This is a genomic window from Streptomyces tendae, from assembly GCF_014650435.1.
Lineage (GTDB): Bacteria > Actinomycetota > Actinomycetes > Streptomycetales > Streptomycetaceae > Streptomyces > Streptomyces tendae.
Genome location: NZ_BMUY01000008.1, coordinates 219,466 through 242,494 on the forward strand (window position 1 = coordinate 219,466; position 23,029 = coordinate 242,494).

Annotated in this window: 20 protein-coding genes and 1 pseudogene; 8 read left to right on the forward strand and 13 right to left on the reverse strand. The window is 68.3% G+C overall.

Annotation, left to right across the window (positions count from 1 at the left end; translation table 11 throughout):
- Window positions 1–154: 154 nt before the first annotated feature.
- The 3 genes from IE258_RS22205 to IE258_RS22215 form a co-directional block, all read right to left on the reverse strand.
- Window positions 155–1,378 (reverse strand): L,D-transpeptidase, encoded by a 1,224-nt coding sequence (locus IE258_RS22205; protein ID WP_189746101.1) that lies wholly within the window; start codon window positions 1,376–1,378, stop codon window positions 155–157.
- Between the two features lie 135 nt (window positions 1,379–1,513).
- Window positions 1,514–2,545 carry a P1 family peptidase gene (locus IE258_RS22210; protein WP_189746103.1) on the reverse strand — a complete coding sequence of 344 codons (1,032 nt, stop codon included), beginning with the start codon at window positions 2,543–2,545 and terminating at the stop codon, window positions 1,514–1,516.
- A gap of 138 nt (window positions 2,546–2,683) precedes the next feature.
- Window positions 2,684–3,889, reverse strand: coding sequence for a low temperature requirement protein A (locus IE258_RS22215; protein ID WP_373309906.1), 1,206 nt, complete (start codon window positions 3,887–3,889; stop codon window positions 2,684–2,686).
- Between IE258_RS22215 and IE258_RS22220 the strand changes: the two genes are divergently transcribed.
- The 4 genes from IE258_RS22220 to IE258_RS22235 all read left to right on the forward strand — a co-directional run bounded on the left by IE258_RS22220 (window position 3,771) and on the right by IE258_RS22235 (window position 7,346).
- A complete protein-coding gene (locus IE258_RS22220) occupies window positions 3,771–5,462 on the forward strand; it encodes a recombinase family protein (protein ID WP_229892332.1) in 1,692 nt (563 codons plus the stop codon). The two genes, IE258_RS22215 and IE258_RS22220, sit on opposite strands and share 119 nt — an antisense overlap.
- Window positions 5,459–5,638 (forward strand): hypothetical protein, encoded by a 180-nt coding sequence (locus IE258_RS22225; protein ID WP_189746107.1) that lies wholly within the window; start codon window positions 5,459–5,461, stop codon window positions 5,636–5,638. Before IE258_RS22220 ends, IE258_RS22225 begins: the two co-directional genes overlap by 4 nt.
- A gap of 959 nt (window positions 5,639–6,597) precedes the next feature.
- Window positions 6,598–6,852 (forward strand): hypothetical protein, encoded by a 255-nt coding sequence (locus IE258_RS22230; protein ID WP_189746110.1) that lies wholly within the window; start codon window positions 6,598–6,600, stop codon window positions 6,850–6,852.
- Window positions 6,852–7,346 carry a hypothetical protein gene (locus IE258_RS22235; RefSeq protein WP_189746112.1) on the forward strand — a complete coding sequence of 165 codons (495 nt, stop codon included), beginning with the start codon at window positions 6,852–6,854 and terminating at the stop codon, window positions 7,344–7,346. Before IE258_RS22230 ends, IE258_RS22235 begins: the two co-directional genes overlap by 1 nt.
- Window positions 7,347–7,702: 356 nt before the next feature.
- Here IE258_RS22235 and IE258_RS22240 read toward each other — a convergent pair whose 3' ends face one another.
- On the reverse strand, window positions 7,703–7,930 hold the full coding sequence (locus IE258_RS22240) for a hypothetical protein (protein ID WP_189746114.1): 228 nt from the start codon (window positions 7,928–7,930) through the stop codon (window positions 7,703–7,705).
- A 322-nt stretch (window positions 7,931–8,252) separates the two neighbouring features.
- On the opposite strand from IE258_RS22240, the gene IE258_RS22245 reads away from it, so the two are divergent.
- Window positions 8,253–9,320 carry a phage major capsid protein gene (locus IE258_RS22245; protein WP_229892335.1) on the forward strand — a complete coding sequence of 356 codons (1,068 nt, stop codon included), beginning with the start codon at window positions 8,253–8,255 and terminating at the stop codon, window positions 9,318–9,320.
- Between the two features lie 1,235 nt (window positions 9,321–10,555).
- Window positions 10,556–10,819, forward strand: a complete 264-nt coding sequence (locus tag IE258_RS22250) for a hypothetical protein (protein WP_189746118.1) — start codon at window positions 10,556–10,558, stop codon at window positions 10,817–10,819.
- Window positions 10,820–10,884: 65 nt separating this feature from the next.
- On the opposite strand, the gene IE258_RS22255 is transcribed toward IE258_RS22250, so the two are convergent.
- On the reverse strand, window positions 10,885–12,099 hold the full coding sequence (locus tag IE258_RS22255) for a helix-turn-helix domain-containing protein (RefSeq protein ID WP_189746120.1): 1,215 nt from the start codon (window positions 12,097–12,099) through the stop codon (window positions 10,885–10,887).
- A 663-nt stretch (window positions 12,100–12,762) separates the two neighbouring features.
- Window positions 12,763–13,008 (reverse strand): annotated as a pseudogene (locus IE258_RS22260) (low temperature requirement protein A); the annotation flags it as partial.
- Between the two features lie 113 nt (window positions 13,009–13,121).
- Here IE258_RS22260 and IE258_RS22265 point away from each other — a divergent pair.
- Window positions 13,122–13,301: a hypothetical protein gene (locus tag IE258_RS22265; RefSeq protein ID WP_189746121.1), complete on the forward strand. Its 180-nt coding sequence runs from the start codon at window positions 13,122–13,124 to the stop codon at window positions 13,299–13,301.
- 10 nt (window positions 13,302–13,311) lie between these two features.
- Here IE258_RS22265 and mscL read toward each other — a convergent pair whose 3' ends face one another.
- The 6 genes from mscL to IE258_RS22295 all read right to left on the reverse strand — a co-directional run bounded on the left by mscL (window position 13,312) and on the right by IE258_RS22295 (window position 19,176).
- On the reverse strand, window positions 13,312–13,782 hold the full coding sequence (gene mscL / locus IE258_RS22270) for a large conductance mechanosensitive channel protein MscL (protein WP_189746123.1): 471 nt from the start codon (window positions 13,780–13,782) through the stop codon (window positions 13,312–13,314).
- 111 nt (window positions 13,783–13,893) lie between these two features.
- Window positions 13,894–14,502 carry a CpaB family protein gene (locus IE258_RS22275; protein WP_229892339.1) on the reverse strand — a complete coding sequence of 203 codons (609 nt, stop codon included), beginning with the start codon at window positions 14,500–14,502 and terminating at the stop codon, window positions 13,894–13,896.
- Between the two features lie 173 nt (window positions 14,503–14,675).
- On the reverse strand, window positions 14,676–15,578 hold the full coding sequence (locus IE258_RS22280) for an S-methyl-5'-thioadenosine phosphorylase (protein ID WP_229892347.1): 903 nt from the start codon (window positions 15,576–15,578) through the stop codon (window positions 14,676–14,678).
- A gap of 130 nt (window positions 15,579–15,708) precedes the next feature.
- Window positions 15,709–16,044: an FmdB family zinc ribbon protein gene (locus IE258_RS22285; RefSeq protein ID WP_189746125.1), complete on the reverse strand. Its 336-nt coding sequence runs from the start codon at window positions 16,042–16,044 to the stop codon at window positions 15,709–15,711.
- Window positions 16,045–16,111: 67 nt separating this feature from the next.
- The gene (locus IE258_RS22290) at window positions 16,112–17,386 is read right to left on the reverse strand and encodes an MFS transporter (RefSeq protein WP_189746127.1); all 1,275 of its coding nucleotides are present in this window, start codon (window positions 17,384–17,386) and stop codon (window positions 16,112–16,114) included.
- 248 nt (window positions 17,387–17,634) lie between these two features.
- Window positions 17,635–19,176 carry a potassium/proton antiporter gene (locus tag IE258_RS22295; protein WP_373309910.1) on the reverse strand — a complete coding sequence of 514 codons (1,542 nt, stop codon included), beginning with the start codon at window positions 19,174–19,176 and terminating at the stop codon, window positions 17,635–17,637.
- Window positions 19,177–19,495: 319 nt separating this feature from the next.
- Between IE258_RS22295 and IE258_RS22300 the strand changes: the two genes are divergently transcribed.
- Window positions 19,496–22,315, forward strand: a complete 2,820-nt coding sequence (locus IE258_RS22300) for a penicillin acylase family protein (RefSeq protein WP_189746129.1) — start codon at window positions 19,496–19,498, stop codon at window positions 22,313–22,315.
- A 77-nt stretch (window positions 22,316–22,392) separates the two neighbouring features.
- On the opposite strand, the gene IE258_RS22305 is transcribed toward IE258_RS22300, so the two are convergent.
- Window positions 22,393–23,007, reverse strand: coding sequence for a 5-formyltetrahydrofolate cyclo-ligase (locus tag IE258_RS22305; RefSeq protein WP_164460021.1), 615 nt, complete (start codon window positions 23,005–23,007; stop codon window positions 22,393–22,395).
- Window positions 23,008–23,029: the final 22 nt, after the last annotated feature.

Sequence of the window (23,029 nt, forward strand, 5' to 3'; positions counted from 1 at the left end):
TTGCTGCATGTCACCTTGTGGGTGCATACCGTAGCCCCTCGGTCGGACATCATGTCCGGGAACCGAGAAAACGTACGCACGAAAAACGCGGGGGCCGCGCGAAAAGTTTCCGCGCGGCCCGACGAACCGTCAAAAATCCCTGCTCACCGGCGGATCAGGCCGCGCTTTGGGCGGTCCACTCGCTCCAGGGCATGTTCCAGCCGTTGAGGCCGTTGTCCGGCGCGACGGTGTCGTCCGGGGAGTTCTTGACGATGACGACGTCCCCGACGAGCGAGTTGTCGAAGAACCACTTGCCCGGGGTGTCGCCCTGTGCGCCCTGGGCGTCCGCCAGTCCGACGCAGCCGTGGCTGGTGCCCTGGGCACCGAAGGGCGGATTGCCGCGGTTGTACCAGTAGTTGCCGTGGATGAAGGTGCCGGACTGGCTCAGCCGCATCGCGTGCGGCACGTCCGGGATGTCGTACTCGCCGCCGAACCCGACCGTCGACCCGTTCATGCGCGTCTGCTCGGACTTCTCCGAGATCACCATCTGCCCGTTGTACGTCGGGTTCGCGGCGCTGCCCGCCGAGATCGGCACCGACTTGAGCGTCTTGCCGTCGCGCACCACTGTCATGGTCTGCGTGTTCGCGTCCACCGTGGAGACCTGCGCGCGACCCACCGTGAAGGTGACGGTCTTCTTCTGCACGCCGTAGAGGCCGTTCGCGCCCTCCACGCCGTCCAGGTCGATCTTCATCGTGACCTTGGAACCGGCCTTCCAGTACTCCTGGGGCCGGAAATCGAGCCGCTGCCCGCCGAACCAGTGCCCGACCACCTTCTGCCCGCTGCTGGAGGTGACAGTGATGTGCGACTGCACGCTCTTCCGGTCGGTGATCGCCTTGTCGAACGTGAACGACACCGGCATCCCCACCCCGACCGTGCTGCCGCCGTCCGGGGTGTACGTGCCGACGAAGCTGTTGTCCGAGGAGACGGTCGTGAAGACCGAGTCGGCGGCGGCCGTGCGGCCGTCGTCGTCCTTCGCCCGAGCCGTGATCCGGTACTTCGTACCCCGCTCAAGCTGCTCCTTCGGCTTCCAGCTGCCGCCGTCGCCGGACACCGCGCCGGGTACGGCGGCGCCCGTCTCCGCCACGGTCATCCGCACCTCGGTCAGCCTGCCGTCGCTGACCTTCACACCGGTCGAGTTGATCGAGGCGCCGGTCGACCCGTCCTTGGCCGAGATCACCAGCTTCGCGACCGAGGTGTCGGCGGACCCGGCACCGCCCCTGCCGTCCTTCTTGTCGTCGGCACTGGCGCTTCCGCCGCAGGCGGTGAGGGTGAGGGCGCCGACCACCAGGGCGGCACAGGCCCCCAGTACGCGCCGCGTGGCTATGTCCGGCGTTGTCACGGGCTGCTCCAGGTTCGGGTGTTGTGCGGTGTTCGCTTCAGCCGTGTAGAGGGGCCAGGTGGCCCGTGGGGTTCCCACCCGGCCCCCGCGAACGCCGACGCGTGACAAAACCCGGACAATCGCAACGCGGCCGGGTCAACTGCCCCCGTACAGCTGCCCGTACGACGGCCAGGCGCCGCCCGGACCGTCCACCGGCTCGGCGGCCCGGACCGCGCGCACGATCGCGCGCGTCACCACGTCCGCGCCCGCCGCCAGCACCTCGTTCAGCGCGAGCGGCTGCCCGGCGTCCAGCGGACGCTCCCCGGTCGCCAGGGCGAACACCGTGTCACCGTCGCTGAGCAGGTGCACGGGCCGTACGGCGCGGGCGATCCCGTCGTGCGCGGTACCGGCCAACTTCTGCGCCTGCGCCTTGGACAGGTCGGCGTCGGTCGCGACCACGGCGAGCGTGGTGTTCAGGGGCGGCGACGCGTTCCTCGCCGCGACCTCGGCCAGCCGCCGCCCCGCGGCCTCGTGAACGTCCGGCGCCGGATACTCCACCCGCCCACCTCGGAACAACTCCCCGTACAGCACCCCCGTCTCCGGATCCGTCACCGACCCCGCCGCGTTGGCCACCACCAGCGCCGCCACCGTGACCCCGGAGTCCAGCACGGTGCTCGCGGTGCCCACGCCGCCCTTGAGGGTGCCGACCACGGCACCCGTGCCCGCCCCGACGCACCCCTCGGCCACTTCTCCGCCCGGCGTGCTCGCGTGCGCCGCCTCCGCCGCCGCGTAGCCGGTGGCCGCGTCCGGCCTGGCCCGGAAGTCGCCCCCGCGCCCCAGGTCGAAGACGCAGGCCGCGGGCACCACCGGCACCACGTGCGCCGGGTCGGGACCGACCCGTACCCCGCGCCCCCGCTCCTCCAGCCAGGCCATCACCCCCGAGGCCGCGTCGAGCCCGTAGGCGCTGCCGCCGGTCAGCACCACCGCCTGGACCGTCCGCACGAGGTTGCGCGGATCGAGGGCGTCGGTCTCCTTGGTGCCGGGACCGCCGCCGCGCACATCCACACCGGCGACCGCCCCGCCCTCCGGCGCGAGCACCACCGTCGTCCCCGTGAGCCACCCGTCCCCGGCCCGCGTCGCGTGCCCCACCCGCAGACCGGCGACGTCCGTCAATGCGTCAACTGTCATACCGCCAGTCTCGTCCAGCCACCGGCGATGGCACGGGAGCCGGCGGGAGTCGGCGGGAAGCCGACGGGAGCCGAACGGCACGGGAGCCGGCCGGAGTCGACGGGAAGCCGACGGGAGTCGGCGGGCCCCGGCCGGGTCTCAGGCCGCCGGTGCCGTCGTACGCCGCTCCCGCTCGGTGCGCCGCGCGGTCAGCGACACCCCGGCCGCCACGGTCAGGGCCAGGACGATCCCCGCCACGAGCACCGCCTGGCCGCCCAGGAAGGTGCAGCCGAGCACCAGCAGCGCGGCCGTCGGCAGCACCAGCTGCTCGGCGAGGCCCACCTTGAAGTGCCGCGCGTGCAGGGCCCACACCGTGAGCAGGAACACCGCCGTCGGCAGGGTCACCGCGGCGGACGCCGCGAGCGTGGAGATGTGCGCCTTGCCCACGGCCTGCTCCACCGCCACCTCCAGTCCCGCCCCGATCGCCGCCGCCGAGGAGAACACCAGATAGTGGCCGTAACCCCACAGGAAGGACTGTCTGCTGGACCTCAGGTAGCTGTGGACGGGCACGACGAAGTAGATCCACCAGGCCGCGAAGACGATCAGCAGTCCACCGACCGCGATCGGGAGCACCTCGCCCAGAGCGTCGTTCTCCTCGATCCCCGACTTCACCGCGACGGTGGCCGCGGCGACGGTCTCGCCGAGCACGATGATCGTGAGCAGGCCGTACCGCTCGGAGATGTGGTGCGGATGCCAGGACGAGGGGTGCTTGCGCTCGGCGAACGCCGGCACGGACAGCTCCAGCACCACCATCACCAGGAACAGCCAGCCGCGGCTGTCCTCCGGCAGGAACAGCAGTCCCAGCCAGCCGATCTGGCAGAGCAGCACCCCGGCGGAGTAGGTCCGGGCCATGGTGCTCTCCGGCGGTGCGGCGGACCGGCCCGCCCTGAGCCACTGCGCCGCCATGGCGACCCGCATGATCACGTAGCCGATGACGACGGCCACCCAGTCCTGGTCCTCGAAGGCCCTGGACACCCCCGCAGCCAGGACCAGCACGCCGGCGATCTGGACCAGGGTGACGACCCGGTAGAGGACGTCGTCGTTGTCGTAGGCCGAGGCGAACCAGGTGAAGTTCATCCACGCCCACCAGTGAACCAACGGTCCAACACCGCTCCCACCAGGGGAAACGGCCCGTAAGGTCGCCGACTCCCTTCGGAGGAGCGGAACACCGACCCGAAGGGGACCGATGGAACGCGACGACCTTCCGACGCTGCGCGCGTTGGGTTTCGAAGACGAAGAGCTGCGCGCCCTGGGGCTGTGGGACGTGCCGACGGGCGAACCGTTCGACCTTGCTGAGGCGTACATCAGGCGCAGCAAGCGGAGCGACGACCTTGCATCGTTGCGCGCTCACGTACGGGATATCTGCCGGACGGCGCTCAGCGAAGGGAAGCGCATTCGGCACGTGTGGTTTGAGCAGAAGAGCGCTTCCAAGGCATACGTAAAGCGCGAGGAATTCGACAACGCCGTTTCCGCTGTGAAGGCGGGACTTTCCAAGACGCTCTACATTTGGAAGACGGACCGGCTGAGCCGTCGCGGTATGGGGCATGTCGGATTGCTGCTCGATGAGTTCGACAAGCGCGGGGCGCGAATCGTCAGCGTTACCGAAGGGCTCGACTCCAGCAAGGGCAGTCGTATGGTGTTCGCCATTCTCAGCGAACGGGCACGCGACGAAGCGAAAGACATTGCACTGCGCACGAAGAACGGCGTAGACGCACACAAGGCTGAGGGTAAGTGGCTGGGCGGCGTAACGCCGTTCGGGCTTGAGTGCCCCAAGGAAACGGGGAAGCTCCGACACAAGGCTTCGGAGTACCCGACGGCGCGCGCAATCGCCGTCGCGCTGCTCGACGGCAAGACCCCGGCGGAGATTGCGAACGACCTGAACACGCGAAACGTCCCGACGCGTAAGGGGAAGCGTTGGCGCGCTCAGACAATCATCCACCTTGCACACTCGCCGTCCTGGGCCGGTCTCATCCCGAACCGGGAACGCGCTACTGACGAATTCGGTCAGCCGCTCGGAAAGTGGCACCGGGGCGGCGAACCCTTGCTCAACGCGAAGGGGCACCCGATCAAGTGCGGTAAGGGCGTCGTGTCCTACGCGGAATGGGTCCGCATCAATGCACTGATCAGCGGGCGCAGCAAGCCGGGGAGCGCCATTGGAGACAAGACGCGCGGCATTCGGAAAGCCGCGACCATAATGACCGGCACACTCCGGTGCCCGCACTGCAAGGGACCTATGGGCAACGGTGGACGGAATTACCGCTGCCAGGCGCGCATCAATCAGGGTCCGTCCGTCTGCAAGGGTGTTGCCAGCGACCGGAAGCGAATTGACGACGCAATGGGGGCGCTGTGGATTGGCCACGTGCTGAGGCTCAGCCCCGAATCCCCGACCATTCACAACATCGCTCGACGGTTCCTGAACTATCAGGACCCGGAGAAAGAAGCGCGTAAGCGGGCAGTTTCGGCAGCGTTGGACAGTGCAGTCAGCCGCGAACTCCGGCTCAACAAGGAATTCTTCGTCGGCGGCATGGATGAGACCCAGTACGACGCCCTTCGTAATGACCTGGGCGCCCAAATCGAGTCGCTGAAAACGGAGTTGGCGGAGCTGGGCAAGGATGCCGACCTTACGCCGCTCATGAGCACTGAGGCATTGGCAGCGCTGTGGGAGTCGGAAGGCATGGAAGGGAAGCGCGCCCTTCTCTCGGCAGCGCTGAAGAGCGTCACTCTCCTGCCCGCGAAGTGCAAGGGCGACCGCACGCCGATCACTGAGCGCCTTGTGCCGGAATGGCGAGACACCGACGGCATGCCGGACGACGTACGTGAGGGGGCGCAGAAGACCATTGAGCGCCGCCGGGCGCGCAAATTGGCGGGTGCAGCGTGAGCGACGAAGAGCGCCGGTTCCTGGCAGCGGAGATCCGTTACACGACGGTCCGGCTCGACGTCCTTTACCGGCGTCAGCACAAGGGCGACCGCACCGTGTTGACCCGGCAGAAAGTAAAGCGGCTGGAAGCGCTTCTGAGCGCCTTGCAGGGTCACCCCGAAGCCCTGGGCGTCTAGCGGCGCGGCAAGCCGCCAGAACGGCACACAAGCCCCCGGTTCCCACTACGGAGCCGGGGGCTTCTCTATGCCCGCGTGCGGCGCCGTGAGGGGTGCGAGCTATCGGCGGACGGCGGAGCGCTCAGCGGGACGGAGACGGGCGCTCAGTCGGCTTCTCTGGGGGTGCGCTTCGGCAGCGTGGTCGAGCCGGATTCCGGCGTGACGCAACAGCGGGCGCGGGCGCCGCCGACACATGAAGGATGTGACGCCGGTCACTAGAGTTCGTGACGAAATTGACTTGTCATGTACGCGACGGTTCCTAAAGGGCGTTCCGAACGGCACCCAGCATCACAGCGCCACAAGGCCGAAACGGCTTCTGACCTGGGGTGTTCCTTATCTTCGTGACCCAAACTTTTAATCAATATCCAAATGAGTTTTCCAATGGACTAGGTAGGAAAGTTCGGAAGGGGGAGTTTAGGAACAGCGCCCAGCGGAGTCCGCTCCCTTCCCGCTGTAGACGCCGATAAGTCACCGACTCCCTTGATATAGATATAGGCACCTTTACGGCGCCTTCCTGCGGGTCTGTGACGGCGCTTGCGCCAATCCCGCTCCCATGACTCCCCCGCACGCTGGGAATGGCCGATGATGCTCCGGGCCAATGCGTGCACGACTAAGCCCCTGGGGCGTAGGTCGAGAATCCTTCAGCGGGTCACAGCGCTGCGGGGGACTCCCTACGCACCGGGGGCTTTTTCGTTTCCTGTGACAGACGAAAGGGCGCCTTAGCTATGCCCCACCTTCCTTACGAACTCCACACGACCCAATGCGCCCGTTGCGGCGGACGGCTGGGTGAGAACCAAGAACGCTATTGCTCCGCTGCCTGCCGGTCGTCGGCATGGCGCGTTGCCCGCTGGGAGACGGAGCGTCAGAAGCTCGGCCTTCCCGCGCACGGCAATTGCAAGCTGTGCGGCGAGCGAATTTCCATGACGTCGAAGACGAAGAGCGTGTGCGATATCAACGACCGCAACGGCGACGCGTGCACGGACGCTCAGGCGGATATCAGGCTCAGTGTCGAGAATGCTCACGCTGACGCCGAAGAGCTTCGCGAGTGTGCCGAGTGTGAGCTGTGCGGCAAGGACATTGCTTACAGCGGTAAGGGCCGACCGCGCCGCTTCTGTGCTCCGCGCTGCAAGACGGCGTTCTATCGCGCACAGCGCGCACTGAAGGCGGGTGCCTGATGATTGCTCACACTGGCTACGCGGACGCACTGAACGCCGTTGAGCGCCATTACGGGCCGGTGACGGACTTCATGTGCATTCATTGCACCGACAAGGCTTCCCGCTGGGTGGTCGACAATTCGGTGTCCGCCACCGTTGACCCCCAGTTTCGCCGCTTCAGCGACAAGCCGACTGACTATTGGCCGTTCTGCACCCGTCATGCGCACGATTACGAAACGTGTGCGGGTGACTGGCCGCCGGTCGTGTTCCGGCGCGTGAGCACCTTCGAAGAACGGCATTGGTTCGCGGATTGCTTCGCCGTTTCCGCTGAAGGCTCCGTGTTGCTACGCGACGCGTACGCGACGTATCTCGACTACTGCCGCGAAGAGCGCGTGTCGGCACTGGAGATCATGACGCGAAACGCTTTCAAGGCTTCGTTGCTCCGTCGTGGCGGAAAGCATAAGCGCGCCAAAAACGGCGTCGCAATCGACGGAATCCGGCTTCGCTCGAATTAGTGACTTAGGCCACAAGCCGGCTTCGGTCCAAAATTTCTCTTCGAAGGCGCATGGCAATTCAACGCTGTGCGCCTTCATCGTTCACAAAGGACAGTCTGTGATCCCTACTATTGAAGAGTTCCTGAACGCCCGCACAGCGCACGGCTCAAATCGCTCCGTGCCGCTAGACATTCTGCGCGCCGCTTGCGCTGACTGGGCACGTAAGCGTCACGCACCTTTTCCCGAAATGGGAGCGATAGAAGATGCACTGAAGCGGCGCAACGTGCGAATCTCCATGGTCGGTAGGGCAGTGGTCGCGCGAGGAATCGGGCTAGAGCGACCGACGGCCGAAGTGCCAAATCCGGGTGCCGCCGAGATCATGCGAAAGATTGCAGGTGCTTCCCATGGCTGAGCCCTGGGGCGACCGGGTCGCTCGACGCCTTCGCCGCGAACGTGCCGCCGCCAACATTGCGGTTCAGGAACGGCGCGCAAGGGAAGCCGAGAAATTCACGGCTGACGAGTGGTGCACCTTCTGCGATGCGCTGCGGGCGGTAACGGTTGATAACTCGACGGCCGACAGCCTTCCGCTGGGTGTACTCCGCCATGTCGTTACCCGATGGGCCATAGCGAATCAGCGCGAGTGGCGGCCGACGGCTTCAGCGATACGGGCCATGGTTCGGCGAGCGGGTTACGACGTTTACAACCGGCACACGCGTAGCGCGACCGGGAAGAAGCAATGCCGCCGCTACGTGCGCGGGCTTCAGCTCATCTAATCGAGCGCCAATAGCGCGTATTCAACCTACTCACATGAGTAGGTAACCGCCGTGCCTTGTGGGTAGCCCAGGGGCTTTTTCCCTGGGACTCCCAGGAAGTACGGCGACCAACCAACGCGGCGTGAAGCCGCACACCTTGAAGGGAAACCTAACCATGGCTCTTAACGCCACCCTCGCCGCTGAGCACGTCGCTAAGCGGGATGCTGCCCTTGCCGCACTGACGGCCAATGCCGACGACGCTGACGCCCTTGCCGCCGTGGCCAAGCATGACGGCGCGCTTCGTGCCCTTGTCGGCGACGCCGTTGAGGCTGACGAGATTCGGCACATGTATTCGCTGGGTGCCATTCAGCGACCCGATTCCGTTCAGCGCCGGTCGCTCGATGATGTGCGCGTGCTGGGCATGCCCGTCAAGGTGGGCAATAAGGCGTTCGCGTTTGATGAGCGCAGCGCTGACGCCCTTGACGCGCTCGACACCGGGAATTGGAATGCCGCGCCGGTCATGCTCTCTGAGGCTCCGAACGGGTCGCAGCTTCTCGGCCGAATTCAGGCGTTCACCTTCGGGTCGCGTCGCGGATATGCGCCGGTTGTCCCGCAGCTCACTGCCGCCGTTGCTGGGCGCAATGAGCCCCTGGGTATGGGCGCCCTTGAGAACGGCGAAGTTGCCGTCTTCGACACGGTCAAGGTCAGCGCGTACGTCAAGGCACAGCACGACCACGTGCTGAATTACCCCCAGCTCGACACCACCATTGACGCCGCGATTCTGTCCGCCCTGGGCGCCGGAGTTGATGATCTACTGATCAACGGCGGTACCGACGGCGACGTGACCGTGAACGGGCTTCTCAACGTTGGCACTTCGACCGTTGCCACTCTTGACGCTGCGGGTGTCCTGGGCGCCATTGCGCGAGTCAAGGCAGCGCGCGCCACCCCGGACGCGATCGTTGTGCACCCGGACACGGAAGCGGCGCTTCTCGGCGCCATTGACGGCGCCCTTCTGGCGAAGCTTCCTGAGTTCGTCGCGCTGCCGTCGGTGCCCGCTGACACGGTCATTGTGGCGTCGCTTGCGAACGTCGCCGTTGCGCTCCGTGAAAACCTTCAGACGGCTTCTGCCACGCATCACCCTGACCTTTTCGCGAAGGATGAGGTTGCGTTTGCCGGGCGTGCGCGTATCGGTGATGTTCTAGTGGCGAACGCCGCCCACGTTCAGGTGGTCAAGCCGGTCTAATGGCGACCTTGAAGCGCGTTAGCGAAGCCTGGACGAACCTTCAGCGCATTGCAGCCGAGAAGGGTCGTCCGGGCTTCGTCCCGTGTGCCGCGCGTATCGCTTGTGACGACGTGTGGCAGCGGGAATCCGATATCGAAATGGTCGAACCGGCTGAGATACTGAGGCGCGCGAACACGGTTCTTGTCAGCGTGAAGGGCAAGGACGTCGCGCCCGTGTGCCGGTCCTGTATAGGCGTGATCCGGGAAAGGGCTATGTGGCATGAGATGTGATGTGGCGACCACGCACAGCGCAACGGTGGACTTCGAGCCTTCGGCGTTGTCGCGAATTTACGTAGCGCGCCTGAAGGTGCGCTTTCCAAATCCGCCACTGAAACACGACGGCATGGTGTGCGACCCGTGCGAACAGTGGCTACAACTTCGAAGCTGGGGGCTTGTCGGTGATGATTGAGAAGTTGCGCGAGAAGCGCGAGAAGTGGCGGACGCAGAGAGACCGGGAACTGATTACGCATGGCGCCCGCTTCGCTGCGGGCAATGATTCCTTGCCGGTTCTGTGCACTGAGTGTGCCCGTTACGGCCACGTCCTGGGGGCAGTGGCAGCGCGGACGGATAGGGGGGTGTCCATCATGGACAGGCAGTGCGCGATAGAGGGGGGTGCCCGATTCCTATCCCTGGGTGAGTGCGTCGAGCGTGCGGGCAAGCTGGGTATTGAGCTTCGACCTAAGCGCACTTCGGCGCCGTCCCCTATCGGCGTGATCACAGCGAAGACCGATTACGAGAATGCCACGCTGATATTCAATGCCACTTCGGGCAAGGCCACGCGCGGCCACGTTGCGCACCTCGGAGCGGCAAGACGGCGCGGCTGATCAGCCTACTCACGTGAGTAGATTGATGGCTTCACCTTAGTGAAGTGACGGCCCATCAGCTTTTTGCCGGCTCGGGATGTTTGCCCAGGTCAAGGCGATGCGTGATGGGTCGTTTGCTTTGCATTTCGATTCGCATTAGGGGCGGAGGCGGCTCCAAAGTTCAGCCGAAGTGCCCTCAGCGATCCCGGCCCCAGCTCGGAAAACGCACGCTAGGTGTGACGCCGGACCCAGGCGCCCCCAAAGCCAAAATTCGTTGGGGCACCTGGGTTGTGGGCGTCGAAGGGTGTCGAGAATGCGCAAGTAAGCAAGCGCTTAGCGAGTAGTTAACGGGCGTTAACCATGCCCCAGGTGACCGACCACCTTGACGGAAGGCATGACGACGAACACGGCCGAAGGTCACCCGCTGAGCACTCAGGCAGCGCGACGACGGTTCAACAAGGAAATGCGCACGAAGGGCATTCCGGCGAAGGTCTGTGGGCGCTGCCGCGCTGTGAAGGGGGTGGACGCCTTCAGCAAGAGTGGATATTGCGCGCCGTGCAACCTGAGTAAGAGCGACCGGCACCCTTACGAATGGCTTGCCGAACGGTTCGCCGGAACGCCGCTTGCCGAAGCCCTGAGCGCCGCTGTAAGCGCCTGAGAGCGCGAAAGAGCCCCGTACTAGCTTCCCTTCGCTGGGAGGCCGGTACGGGGCTTTCTGTGCGTTCAGGCGGCGTTGTCTGCCAGTAGGGACGCGACTTCGGGAACGTCGGCAAAGTCGCCGAGTCGAGCAAGCACCACGCGCACCCGTTCCGCTGTGCGCTCCGAAGCGACGTCGGCGGAAATGCTGATCACCCGTTCCGCCACTGCCGCCGCTTCCTCCGGCTCATTGGCGTCAGCAAGGGCGACGGCGAGCCATGACAGGTACAGCGCCATTTCGCGCGTGTGTGTGGCGTCGTATTCGCTGAGCACTTCCCGGAGCAACGGCACAGCGCGCAACGGGCGGTGAATCTCCGTGTAGATGCGGGATTCCATGACGCGAAGTTCCCCAGGGTCCACCCAATACAGGTAGGCAGGCGACTCGATACCGGCGCCGTCTTCGCTGAGTGCTTCTGAAGCTTCCCCCAGCGCGCGAATGGCGTGTTGTCCGTTCTCTCTTCCCCCGGCTTTTGTGTGCGCCCAGGCCACACGGTCCAGGTACAGCGCACGGGCTTTGGGCGGAGCTTCGGCCCTTGCGTCGTTGAATGCTGCCTGGGCGAGCGTGAGTCCTTCGGCTTCCCGACCCGTGTTACTCATCTGGTAGGCCAGTGATCCGGCGATATTCCCGGCCAGCGTGTGAGCCTCTGCCTGCCTTGCTGCGCTGATGCCTAGTCGGTAAATGCGCTCAGCTTCGTCATGCTGTCCTGCATCGCTGGCAATCCATCCTGCAATCTGGGCCAACTCGCCGATCTGTCTTAGGAGTTGGCGCCCAACGTCAGCCGTGTGCGCGCCTTCCCGGTACAGCTTCACGGCGGAGCGAAGTTCCCGGAGCGCCGGGCGGATTAGGTCGCCACCCGCTAACACGTCGTCGGCAAGCCGAAGCCCGTGAACGCGCTTCTGTAGGTCGTCCACTTGCCCAATGCCGATACGTCGCCCCGTATGGGCGCTGAGGGGCGCTAGCGGGTCGTCGTCGGGCAGGAAGTCGGCAAGGGTCGGCAACGGGGGCTCAGCGGGCTTCTGTGGCGTTTTCAGCGCGTCCACGGGAACGCCGAATGCGGCAGCGATGAACGGCAACCATTCTCGGGGCGTGCGCTTGCCGGTTTCCCAGCGGCTCACTTCCTGCCGCCCGACCGGCTCACCCTGCATGCGCGCCGCCCGGCACACTTCGCGCGCTAGGCGTGCCTGACTCCACCCGCGCTCTTCGCGTAGGCGTCGGATGTTGGCCCCGATTGCGCTGCTCATAGGTCCAGTCTGGCCGACAGTTGGCCTACACGGGGCCGCTAGTCCTAGATCCACTTCGGGCGGACGCTGAGGCGCATGACGGAACCGAACCGATATCCGGCCGCGCCGGTCGAACTTCCGTACCGGGGCGACGAGTTGGAGCCGACACCGGTTGACGGGTGCGCCGGTTGTGCCGAACTGGCGAAGGTGCGTGGCTGGGCGCGTGCTGGCAACGATCACACGACCGTGTCTGACTGCAATGTCCTCATGGCACGGCACCCGGACGGGCACTGATGACCACGGCGCCGGGAAGGGTCCGCAGCGCTGTCACGGTGAAGCGTCGGCGGACACCCCCAGCGAAGACCGCGAAGCCGCCGCCGGACCCCGTGACCTACTGCGGGTGCTGCGCCGGGTGGGGTGCGATTTGGTGTGACGGATGCTGCGGCTTCGACGGGTGTGCGCTGTGCCGCTGGACGTACAAGCGCCCGTGTCCCGTCTGCGTCGGCGGTAACGCGGAGCGCATCCGCTGGTGAGACTCCGGCCCGCTGAGCGACGGCGAGAAGTGCAGCTCAGCGTGTCGGTACCGCCCCGTCTGTGGCTCTCCCCCCGTGAGCCATGGGCGGGCGTCCGTCTGCCCAGGTCAAGCACCCCGCGCTAAGGTGTTGTTGCGTTGGTTCACGGGCACCAGATGGCGAAGAAGACCATCGCGTAGTGGAGGACACCCTCGCCGGCATGCCCCTGAGCGACGGCGTGCACCAACTGGACGCCCGCCTGGGCGATGGCGACGACGAAGCAGAGGTCGAAGAAGAGCTCCAGCGGCGTGGCGACGCGGTGCGATTCGTGCCGGTGGCGGGCCTTCAGCCGGCGCACCGGAGGGTGGCCGTCGGGCGGCGGCCCGGAGGGCGCGCTCGCGGAGGAGGGACTGGACATCATGGCTCCCAGCACAGCAGAGACGGCGTGGATGTGCTTGTGGACGGGCCCCGCCGCCGGGACGAGCGGGGCGGAGGGGACGCCGTCCACGGAGCGAGCCGTACCCTGGGAGCATGAGTACCACCCCCGACCCCGAGCCCCCGGCGCCCAGGCCCGCGCTGGTCTTCGACGACCCGCTGGACCAGCAGAGCTCGGACGACACCGACCGCGGCTGGGGCGAGCGGCCCGAGGGCGGCGACAGCGCGGCCGACCTGAAGCGCTTCCTCGACGAGAAGCCGCCCCACCACCTGTGAGCCGCAGGCCCTAAGAGCGGTCGTGCCCCGAGCCGCGCTGGGCGATCAGCGCGTCGCGGATCTCCTTGAGCACCTCCAGCTCGGAGACCTCGATGACCTCCTCGGCGCTCTCCTTCGCCTTGCGGCGGGCCTCCTGCCGGGCCAGGTACTTCGACATGGGCAGCACCATCAGGAAGTAGACGACGGCCGCGGTGATCAGGAACGTGAGGGTGGCACCCAGCACGTGGCCCCACAGGATCCGCACGCCCGTGGCGCTGTCGCCGGTCCCGGTGCACGGGCCCTTCAGACAGGAGCTGTAGCTGTCCAGGCTCTGCGTGCCGAACGCCCCGACCAGCGGGTTGATGACCCCCTCCACCACCGAGTTGACGATTTTGGTGAAGGCGGCGCCGATGACGACCGCCACCGCCAGGTCGATGACGTTGCCGCGCATCAGGAAGGCTTTGAAGCCCTGCCAGACGCTCGGCGCGTTCTTCTCGCTCACGGTGGGAGCACTCCTCGCTCGAACAGGTACAGGAACCAAACGCTCCGCAACCTACGACAGCGTTGGGCCATCCTGTCCAATCCGATCCCTCGAACGAGGGACTTGACCGGCTCAGCACAGAGTCACCGCCAACCGCTCCGTGGTACCGGCGCCGACCAGTCGGTGCGCGGTGGCGCGCGGCACCGAGACGACGACCAGCGCCCCGCCCGCCGCCGGGTCCGCCTCGGGTTGTGGGATCTTCGTCACCCGCACACCGCGCGCGATCACGGAGGCGTCGCTCGCACCGCCCTCGCCGGTCGCGACGACGTCGACCCGGTCGCCCGGCCTGAGCAGCCGCACCGTGCCCGCGTCGGCGATGCGCACCGGCGCCGCCACCAGCCGCGTGCCGTGCCGCTCGCCCACCGGATCGGCCACCGGGTGCCCCCGAGCCCGCCGCGTGTCCTGCCCGCCGGCCTCCGGATGCGGGCCCGCCGCCACCAGTGCGGCGGCGGTGACGACGAGCCCGGCGGCCAGTGCACGCCGCCGGTGCGCCACGAGCCGGTGCAGGGCACGGCGCCCGCCGCGCACCCGCACCGGGGCGAAGTGCGGCACCTCGCAGGTGGGCGGCGCGTCGGTGCCGGGCGGAAGCGGCGAAGGGAACGAGGAGGAGGACGAGGGAAAGACTGAGGAGGAACCCGAGGAGGAGAGCGGGGGAGAAGAGGGCAGGGCGGGACGGAACACGGGACCACCACCTGTGACGAGGGACCGGCTTGCGCTCCCACGATGAGGCTTCTCGCCGCGCCCCGCCGACGCCCGTGGACCACCGACCGGTTGTGGACAACTCCCTCACCGGAACGTGGCGTTCCCCGGCCTCCCGCCTGCCTCAGGCCCGCCTCGGCCCGCCCGCCACACCCCTACGGCAGCGCGATCCCCGGATCCATGCCGCCCAGCGCCGCCCCGCACGGGCAGTCCCGCTCCCCGGTGGCGGGCAGCGCGGCCACCGCGTCGAACAGGACGCCCCGCAGCCGGTCGACGTTCGCCGCGAACACCCGCAGCACCTCCTCGTGCGAGACGCCCTCGCCGCTCTCCGCACCGGCGTCGAGGTCGGTCACCAGGGTCAGGGAGGTGTAGCAGAGCTCCAGCTCGCGGGCGAGGGCCGCCTCCGGGTGGCCGGTCATGCCCACCACCGACCAACCCTGCGCCCGGTGCCACAGGGACTCCGCGCGGGTCCCGAAGCGGGGCCCCTCGACCACGACCAGGGTGCCGCCGTCCACGGGCTCCCACTCCCGCCCCCGGGCCGCCTTCAACGCGGCCGCCCGTCCGGTGGGGCAGTACGGGTCGGCCAGCGACACGTGCACCACGTTGGGCACGCTGCCGTCGGACAGCGGCAGCCCGTCGAAGTAGGTCGACGGGCGGGACTTGGTGCGGTCGACGAACTGGTCCGGCACCAGCAGCGTGCCCGGCCCGTACTCGGGGCGCAGACCGCCGACCGCGCACGGTCCGAAGACCTGGCGCGCACCCACCGAGCGCAGTGCCCACAGGTTGGCGCGGTAGTTGATCCGGTGCGGCGGCAGATGGTGGCCGCGGCCGTGCCGGGGGAGGAAGGCGACCCGCCGGCCGGCGACCTCGCCGACGAAGAGGGAGTCGCTGGGCGGCCCGTAGGGGGTGTCCACCCGGACCTCGGTGACGTCGTCGAGGAACGAGTAGAACCCGGAGCCGCCGATCACGCCGATCTCGGCCTGCACGTTCTGGGCCCGCACACTCTGGGCCTGCACGTTCTCGACCTGCACGTTCTCGGCCTGCACCTTGTTCGCCATGCCCGCACCCTAACCGCCCCGGACAACGCCGAGGACCCCGTCGTCGGACGACGACAGGGTCTCGTAAGAAGTGGGTCCCGCGCGGCGGAAGGTAAGGAAGCGTCTCCCGCGCGACGGTGGGAGCCGGGTGCTAAGCGGCGGTGGAGCCCGCGGAGGAGTTGCCGGAGCCCGAGGACGAGCCGGAGCCCGAGGAGGACGTCGAGGACGAACCCGAGTCCGAGGACGACGAAGAAGCCGAGGACGAGGCCGCCTTCGAGGACGACGACGCCGGCGAGCTGCTCGACGAGCTGCCGCGGCTGTCGTTGCGGTAGAAGCCGGAGCCCTTGAAGACGATGCCGACGGCCGAGAACACCTTCTTCAGGCGGCCCTGGCAGTTCGGGCACTCGGTGAGGGCGTCGTCGGTGAACTTCTGCACCGCCTCGAGGCCCTCGCCGCACTCGGTGCACTGGTACTGGTACGTCGGCACTGTCTTCCTCCTGGCACTCTCACTCGATGAGTGCTAACGACGGTCCATAGTGACCTATTCCGCGGGATCAGTCCACTGTGGCGGGCGCGCGGTGACCGACACCACGTGCGACCGTGCGGCCGTGGGGCCGGGTCGCCAGCCGCGAGCGCAGCGCCACCAGGACCACCAGCGCCAGGACCGTGCCGCCCATAGGCACCAGGAATCCGGCGCCGTCCCAGAAGCGGTCCTCCAGCTGTCCGGCGACGGTCACGGCCGCCGCCTGGCCCAGCGCGACGGCGCCGGTCAGCCAGGTGAACGCCTCGGTGCGGGCGCCCGCCGGGACCAGGCCCTCGACCAGGGTGTAGCCGGTGACGATGGCGGGCGCGATGCACATGCCGACGAGCAGTCCGAGGCCGGCCAGCACGAGCACCGAGTGGGCGGCCCACAGCCCGGACGCGGTCAGCGCGAGGGCGGTGCAGCCGACCAGGAGGCGCTGCTGCGGGGCCACCTTCCAGGCGATGGCGCCGCAGGCCAGGCCGGAGATCATGTTGCCCGCCGCGAAGACGCCGTACAGGACGCCGTTCAGACCGGGCTCGCCGATCGACTCGGTGAACGCCGCCAACGACACCTGCATGCCGCCGAAGACGGAACCGATGCCCAGGAAGACGACGATCAGCACGCGTACGCCGGGGATCCGCAGCGCGGAAACGTGCTCCACGCGCGCGTGCCCGCCGTCGGCACCACCGGCGCGGCTCACAAGGGGCTGGGTGCTCTTCTGCGCGGCGAACAGCAGACCGCCCACCACGGTGAGCGCGGCCTCCGTGACCAGGCCCGCCGCGGGGTCGACCGCGGTGCACAGGGCGGTCGCCAGCAGGGGCCCGAGGACGAAGGTCAGCTCGTCGGTGACGGACTCGAAGGCGGCCGCCGTGCTCAGCAGCGGGGAGTCCTTGAGCCGCGCGGCCCAGCGGGCCCGCACCATGGGCCCGACCTGCGGCACCGACGCACCGGTGGGCACGGCCGCGAGGAACAGCGCCCACAGGGGCGCGTCCGCGAGCGCGAGGACGGTCAGGGTCAGGCCGGACGCCGCATGCACGAGCACGCCGGGCAGCAGGACGGCGCGCTGCCCGTAGCGGTCGGCGAGCCGGCCGCTGTACGGGGCGAAGACGGCCATGGAGACGCCTGTGACGGCCGCGGCCGCGCCCGCGACGCCGTAGGAGCCGGTGGTGTGCTGCACCAGCAGCACGATGGAGAGCGTGAGCATGGCGAACGGCTGGCGTGCCGCGAAGCCGGGGAGCAGGAACGTCCAGGCGCCGCGGGTGCGCAGCAGCTGCCCGTATCCCGGACGGGTGACCGTGGATGCCACGGCCCGTGCCTTTCTGCCGCCTGGTAGCGCGGTCCCGCTTCGTGGTGGTCGTCGTGCGGGAGCGCCGAGAGCTGTCCACTTGCGCGGACTGCGGTAGATGCCGGAGCCCACGTGGATGAGGGGGCGATCCGGCCGCCATACGGTCGCGCCAGCTCTGCTTCAGACAGAGGTGGTTCGATCAGGTGCGGCCTTCATCGTACAGGGGCTGGGACGGGTGCGGCCTGTGAAAGCGGGCACCCCTTTCCCGGTCACCTGCGATTGCGCCGGGCGCCCTCGGTGCCCCCGGAGCCCAGCCACCCGGCCAGCTTGCCGCCGTGGCCGACCGCGCGCAGCCGCGCCTCGGCGGCGTCCCGTACGGGGTCCGTGGCGACCACCAGGAGTTCGTCCCCGCGGCGCAGTCCCGTGGTCGGCAGCGGTACGAAGGACGTCCCGTCGCGGACGACCAGGGTGACGGCGGCCCCGGTGGGCAGCCGCAGCTCGTTGACCTCGACGCCGTGCATCTTCGAACCCTCGGGGATCGTCACGGACAGCAGGTGTCCGCGCAGCCGCTCCAGGGGCGCCGACTCGATGCCGAGGTCGGCCGCCTCGTCGCCCTTGCCCAGGCGCAGCTTGCGGGCCAGCCACGGCAGCGTCGGGCCCTGCACCAGGGTGTAGACGACGACCAGCACGAAGACGATGTTGAAGATGCGGTGGCTGCCCGCGACGCCCTCCACCATGGGGATCGTCGCCAGGATGATGGGCACCGCGCCGCGCAGCCCGGCCCACGACATCAGGGCCTGCTCCTGCCACGGCACCCGGAAGGGCACCAGGCACAGCACGACGCCCAGGGGGCGCGCCACCATGGTGAGCACCAGCCCGATGACCAGGGCGGGCAGGATGTCGTCGCCCAGCTCGTGCGGGGTGACCAGCAGGCCGAGCAGCACGAACATGCCGATCTGGGCGAGCCAGCCCAGCCCGTCGGCGAACCCCCGGGTGGCGGGCCAGTGCGGCAGCCGTGCGTTGCCCATGACCATCGAGGCGAGGTAGACGGCCAGGAATCCGCTGCCGTGGGCCAGCGCGCCGGCCGCGTACGCCGCGATGGCGATCGACATGACGGCGATGGGGTAGAGGCCGGAGGCGGGCAGCGCCACGTGCTTCAGCCCCCACGACCCCAGCCAGCCGACCGCGAGTCCGATGGCCGCGCCGATGGCCAGTTCCAGGGCGATCTCACCGATGAGCACGTACCAGTGCTCGATCGGACCGGCCGTGGAGAAGGCGACCACGAGGATGACCACCGGGGCGTCGTTGAAGCCGGACTCGGCCTCCAGCGTGCCCGTTATCCGCTTGGGAAGCGGGATCCGGCGCAGCACGGAGAAGACGGCCGCGGCGTCCGTGGAGGAGACCACGGCCCCGACGATCAGTGCCTGCCGCCACTCGAGACCGGTCAGGTAGTGCGCGCCGGCCGCGGTCACGCCGACGCTCACCGCCACCCCGCCCAGGGCCAGCGCGGAGGCGGCCGGGAGAGCCGGTTTCGCCTCGCTCCACTTCGTGCCGAGGCCGCCCTCGGCAAGGATCACGACGAGGGCCCCGTAGCCGATGACCTGGACCAGTTCGGCGTTGTCGAACTTGATGTCGCCGATGCCGTCCTGGCCCATGGCGACACCGATCGCCAGGTAGACGAGCAGGCTGGGGAGCCCGCTGCGCGAGGAGATCCGGACCGCCGCCACGGCGATGAGCAGGACGAGCGAGCAGACGAGCAGGAGCTGGTTGAGGTGGTGGACAGTCAGCGGCCGTTCCCTTCCCTGGCGCACAGCATGGATCACAGCGCGGGTGAGCGCGCGCGCTCGGCGCGCGAGGCGTACCCCGGTGGTGCACCGGCGCACCACCCCATGGCACACGAATCCGGCATGCTCTGCGGGCAACTACTTCGTTACCTTACCTAACTCTTGACGCTTTCTTGACGCTGATCCTGGCAAGATCGAACGCCCGTGCGTCCCTGTACCCGACTCCGCGTCAAGGCGGAGCCGGGCCTGCGCCTAGAGTTGCTCCAGCGTTCGGCGTTCCGCGCCGGGCGCTCAGTACGAAGCACAGCCCGCCCCTGCCGCTCGTGTTAGGACAGCAAGGACAGCGATGCCCCCCACCACCACCGCCTCCACGGGTCAGCAGCCCGGCACGTCCGGCAGGAAGAAGGGGCGCAAGGGGCGCAAGAGCCGCAAGGGCCGCCTGCTCGTCCTCGTGCTGGTCCTGGCCCTCATCGGCGGCCTCGCCTACGGGGCGTACTGGTCGATCAGCACCGTCCGCGCGTCCTTCCCGCAGACCAAGGGATCGATCACGCTGGACGGCCTGTCGGGTCCGGTCGACGTCAAGCGCGACGGGTACGGCATCCCGCAGGTCTACGCCTCCACCGAGGAGGACCTGTTCATGGCGCAGGGGTACGTCCAGGCGCAGGACCGGTTCTACGAGATGGACGTCCGCCGGCACATGACCGCCGGGCGCCTGTCGGAGATGTTCGGCAAGAGCCAGATCGACAACGACGAGTTCCTGCGCACCCTGGGCTGGCACCGGGTGGCGAAGAAGGAGTACGACGAGAAGCTGTCGGACTCCACCAAGAAGTACCTCCAGGCGTACTCCAAGGGCGTCAACGCCTACCTGAAGGGCAAGGACGGCGCGGACATCTCCCTGGAGTACGCGGCCCTCGGGTTCACCAACGACTACAAGCCCCAGGAGTGGACTCCGGTCGACTCGGTGGCCTGGCTGAAGGCGATGGCCTGGGACCTGCGCGGCAACATGCAGGACGAGGTCGACCGCGCGCTGATGACCAGCCGCCTGGGCCCCAAGCAGATCGCCGACCTCTACCCGGCCTACCCGTACGACCGCAACAAGGCGATCGTCCAGGAGGGCCAGTACGACGAGCTCACCCAGACCTTCGACGGCGGCGACGGCGGTTCGTCGGGCAGCGGCGACGGCACGGGCACCGGAACCGGGACGGGTACGGGTACGGGCACCGGCACAGGCACAGGCACGGGCACGGGCACCGGCTCCGGCAGCGCCCTCCAGGGCCAACTGGCCGGCCTCCAGGAAGTCCTGGACGACGTCCCCACCGCCGTCGGCGTGAACGGCAACGGCATCGGCTCCAACTCCTGGGTCGTCTCCGGCAAGCACACCATCACCGGCAAGCCGCTGCTGGCCAACGACCCGCACCTGTCGCCGTCCCTGCCGTCCGTCTGGTACCAGATGGGCCTGCACTGCCGCACCGTCTCCGACAAGTGCCGCTACGACGTGGCCGGCTACACCTTCGCGGGCATGCCCGGCGTGGTCGTCGGCCACAACCAGGAGATCGCCTGGGGCCTCACCAACTCCGGCGCCGACGTCACCGACCTCTACCTGGAGAAGATCACCGGCGAGGGCTACCAGTACGACGGCAAGGTGATCCCCTTCGAGACGCGCGAGGAGACCATCAAGGTCGCCGGCGGCGACTCCAAGAAGATCGTCGTGCGCGAGACCAACAACGGCCCTCTGCTCTCCGACCGCGACGACGAGCTGGTGAAGACCGGCAAGAAGGCCACCGTCGACAGCGCCGCCCCCGACCGCGGCGACGGCTACGGCGTCGCCCTGCGCTGGACCGCGCTGGAGGCGGGCACCAGCATGGACGCCGTCTTCGCCATAGACCGGGCGCAGAACTGGGACGACTTCCGCGAGGCCGCCACGCTGTTCGACGTGCCCTCGCAGAACCTGGTCTACGCCGACAGCGAGCACATCGGCTACACGCTGCCCGGCCGGATCCCGGTGCGCGCCGAGGGCCACGACGGTTCGGTGCCGGCGCCGGGCTGGAGCTCCAAGTACCGCTGGACCGGCGAGTACATCGACCAGGACGAGCTGCCCTACGAGTACGACCCGGAGCGCGGCTACATCGTGACCGCCAACCAGGCCGTCGTCGACGAGGACGAGTACCCGTACACGCTCACCACGGACTGGGGCTACGGCGCCCGCAGCCAGCGCATCACCTCCCTGATCGAGCAGAAGATCAAGGACGGCGGCAAGATCTCCACGGACGACATGCGCCAGATGCAGCTGGACAACAGCAGCGAGATGGCCAAGCTGCTCGTGCCCCAGCTGCTGAAGATCGACATCGACGACAAGGACGTCCGAGAGGCGCAGAAGCTGCTGGAGGGCTGGGACTACACCCAGGACGCCGACTCGGCCGCCGCCGCGTACTTCAACGCGGTCTGGCGCAACATCCTCAAGCTCGCCTTCGGCAACAAGCTGCCCAAGGAGCTGCGGGTCGAGGGCCAGTGCCTGTGGGTCGACCCGGTCAACACCACCGGCCCGGCGGACGAGACCAACAAGGTCCGCGAGTGCGGCCAGCGCGACGCCGGCCAGGCGCAGCCGGACGGCGGCGACCGCTGGTTCGAGGTGGTCCGCACGCTGATGGACAAGCCCAAGAGCGACTGGTGGACGACGCCCGCCAACGGCACCCGCAAGGGCGCCGACCACAACCGCGACGACCTGTTCAAGCGCGCCATGATCGACGCCCGCTGGGAGCTGACCGCCAAGCTCGGCAAGGACATCGACACCTGGAACTGGGGCCGGCTGCACCGCCTGTTCCTGAAGAACCAGACCCTGGGTACCGAGGGCCCCGGCTTCCTGAAGTACGCCCTCAACCGCGGCCCCTGGAAGCTCAGCGGCGGCGAGGCGGCGGTCAACGCCTCCGGCTGGAACGCGGCCGGCGGCTACGGGGTGATCTGGGTGCCGTCCATGCGGATGGTGGTCAACCTCGGGGACCTCGACAAGTCCCGCTGGATCAACCTCAGCGGTGCCTCCGGACACGCCTACAGCGCCCACTACACCGACCAGACCGACAAGTGGGCCAACGGCGAACTGCTGCCGTGGTCCTTCTCGAAGAAGGCGGTCGACGAGAGCACGAGCGACACGCTGGTGCTCAAGCCGTAGCCGGATCGCCCCCGCCGACGGAAACGGCCTCCACGCACGCGTGGAGGCCGTTTCCCGTCATTCACGTCTTCCCAGCATCAGCGGAACCTGCGCACCCCCGACGGCGTCACCACCGCGTCCACCGGCCGGTCGTGCGGCTCCGCCGGGACGCGGGCGACGACTTCGCGGTCGTACAGCAGCACCAGCAGCGCGGGACGCGCGCCCGCCGCCGCCAGCCGCGCCAGCACCCGGTCGTAGGAGCCGCCACCGCGCCCCAGGCGCAGACCGCGGCCGTCGACCGCGACCCCCGGCAGCAGCACGACGTCCGCCCGCGTCACCGCGTCCGGCCCCAGCCGCTCACCGGCGGGCTCGAACAGCTCCATCCGCCCGCCGTGCCGCACGCGCGCCAGGGAGCCCTCCCCGGTGTACTCGCCCCAGTCCAGGTCGTTGTCCGGCAGCAGCGCGGGCAGCAGGACGCGCACACCCCGCGCGCGCAGCGCGTCCAGGAGCGCGAGGGTGCCCGGCTCGGCGCCCACCGAGACGTACGCCGCCACGGCGTGCGCCCCCGCCACCTCCGGCAGCCCGAGCGCCCGCCCGGCCAGCGCCTCGGCGGCTTCCCGCACGTCGTCCGGCGTCAACCTGTTCCTCGCCGCGAGGAAATCCCGCCGCAACGTCCGCTTGTCAGGTTCGTCCACAGGGCCAGGATGAGACATCGGCGACTCCCGTACCGCGCTA

Excerpts from the sequence above, each read along its gene's own strand:
- IE258_RS22210 (WP_189746103.1), bottom strand. The coding sequence starts at position 2,545 with ATGACAGTTGACGCATTGACGGACGTCGCCGGTCTGCGGGTGGGGCAC.
- IE258_RS22220 (WP_229892332.1), top strand. The coding sequence starts at position 3,771 with ATGGAACGCGACGACCTTCCGACGCTGCGCGCGTTGGGTTTCGAAGAC.
- IE258_RS22215 (WP_373309906.1), bottom strand. The coding sequence starts at position 3,889 with ATGTACGCCTCAGCAAGGTCGAACGGTTCGCCCGTCGGCACGTCCCAC.
- IE258_RS22230 (WP_189746110.1), top strand. The coding sequence starts at position 6,598 with ATGACGTCGAAGACGAAGAGCGTGTGCGATATCAACGACCGCAACGGC.
- IE258_RS22235 (WP_189746112.1), top strand. The coding sequence starts at position 6,852 with ATGATTGCTCACACTGGCTACGCGGACGCACTGAACGCCGTTGAGCGC.
- IE258_RS22240 (WP_189746114.1), bottom strand. The coding sequence starts at position 7,930 with ATGGCGGAGTACACCCAGCGGAAGGCTGTCGGCCGTCGAGTTATCAAC.
- IE258_RS22245 (WP_229892335.1), top strand. The coding sequence starts at position 8,253 with ATGGCTCTTAACGCCACCCTCGCCGCTGAGCACGTCGCTAAGCGGGAT.
- IE258_RS22250 (WP_189746118.1), top strand. The coding sequence starts at position 10,556 with ATGACGACGAACACGGCCGAAGGTCACCCGCTGAGCACTCAGGCAGCG.
- IE258_RS22255 (WP_189746120.1), bottom strand. The coding sequence starts at position 12,099 with ATGAGCAGCGCAATCGGGGCCAACATCCGACGCCTACGCGAAGAGCGC.
- IE258_RS22265 (WP_189746121.1), top strand. The coding sequence starts at position 13,122 with ATGAGTACCACCCCCGACCCCGAGCCCCCGGCGCCCAGGCCCGCGCTG.
- IE258_RS22280 (WP_229892347.1), bottom strand. The coding sequence starts at position 15,578 with ATGGCGAACAAGGTGCAGGCCGAGAACGTGCAGGTCGAGAACGTGCAG.
- IE258_RS22300 (WP_189746129.1), top strand. The coding sequence starts at position 19,496 with ATGCCCCCCACCACCACCGCCTCCACGGGTCAGCAGCCCGGCACGTCC.
- IE258_RS22305 (WP_164460021.1), bottom strand. The coding sequence starts at position 23,007 with ATGTCTCATCCTGGCCCTGTGGACGAACCTGACAAGCGGACGTTGCGG.